This window comes from Psychrobacter sp. 1Y4 (genome assembly GCF_051847555.1).
The window spans coordinates 1-773 of sequence record NZ_JBPYDE010000429.1 but is presented as its reverse complement, the minus strand read 5'-3'; the positions used below and the strand labels follow the sequence as shown (position 1 = coordinate 773).

Sequence of the window (773 nt, the reverse complement as noted above, 5' to 3'; positions counted from 1 at the left end):
AATAGCTATGCGTTTGGCGATGCTAGCCGCGACCAAACGGGCAACGTTAAATGAACCGACCAGATTGACATTGACCCCGCGGCTAAATGCCTCAAGGTCTGCTGGATTGTTATCACGATCCAGTAGCTTTTGTACCACTACGATACCAGCACAGTTGATTGAGCCTTGTAAACCGCCGAAAGCTGACTCTGCCATTTCAACCGCTGATTGCACCTCATCGCCGTTAGTAATGTCACAGCGTACAAAGCGCGCACTATCACCTAGCTCAGCGACCAGTGCTTGCCCTGCTGATTCGTTTAGATCAGCAATGACGACGTTACCGCCTTGAGAGACAATTGCCCGAACCACCGACTCGCCCAAACCAGATGCACCACCCGTGACCAAAAAGCTGTTTTCTTGAATTTGCATGATTATTCCTTTAAATCTTCACTCTTTATTAGCTGTTTTCTATGAATTATCTATAAACGCTCTATTGGGTAGTTACGCGGCAGATAAACTACGCAGCAAAAAGCGTTGAATCTTGCCACTTGGTGTTTTTGGTAATTCGGTCACAAACTCGACCTCACGCGGATAAGCATGAGTTGATAGACGTTTGCGCACCAGCTCTTGGATTTCTTTGGCGATTTGCTCGCTGCCTTCGATACCCTCTTTTAACACCACATAAGACTTGATAGTGTGACCACGCACTTCGTCTGGCACGCCTACCGCCGCAGATTCTGCCACTGCGTCATGCTCTAATACGGTATTTTCGACATCCGTAGGTCCGACGCGGT

The 773-nt window shown here is 48.3% G+C and carries 2 protein-coding genes; both read right to left on the bottom strand.

Translation table 11 applies throughout. The features are described from left to right. On the bottom strand, positions 1–408 hold a 408-nt coding region (locus ACS8FC_RS16770), incomplete at its 3' end, for an SDR family NAD(P)-dependent oxidoreductase (protein ID WP_439297618.1). 72 nt (positions 409–480) lie between these two features. Continuing rightward, positions 481–773, bottom strand: a 293-nt coding sequence (locus ACS8FC_RS16765; RefSeq protein WP_439297617.1) for an AMP-binding enzyme, incomplete at its 5' end; no start/stop codon positions are given.